This window comes from Pseudomonas sp. MWU16-30323 (assembly GCF_020515595.1).
Taxonomy (GTDB): Bacteria; Pseudomonadota; Gammaproteobacteria; order Pseudomonadales; family Pseudomonadaceae; genus Aquipseudomonas; species Aquipseudomonas yamanorum.
Genome location: NZ_JAIWYM010000112.1, coordinates 1 through 300 on the forward strand (window position 1 = coordinate 1; position 300 = coordinate 300).

1 protein-coding gene is annotated in these 300 nt (G+C 61.7%); it reads left to right on the top strand.

Annotated features, from left to right (window positions below; translation table 11 throughout):
• Nucleotides 1–300: RHS repeat domain-containing protein (locus LIY45_RS30675; protein ID WP_226478738.1), on the top strand; the 300-nt coding region annotated here is incomplete at both ends.

The window sequence follows — 300 nt, forward strand, 5'->3', positions numbered from 1 at the left end:
GGGGCACAAGGTGCGTTTCAGCTATGACGCCTATGGGCGCCTGCAACAGCTGAGCAATGAGAACGACGAGGCCTATCGGTTTGAGTGGGATGTGCTGGATCGGTTGTCCACTCAGGTCGATCTGGACGGCAGCTACCGCGTTTACCACTACAACGCCGTGGACGATATTACTGGGACTGACGCTCACCCCACGCCTGCGCCGGAAGCGCGTAACACTTACGAGGATGGCCCGCCGCCGAGCGAGTCAGACGCCCCGATCAAGCATCGCTTCACCCGCGATGCGGTGGGCCGGTTGTTGCG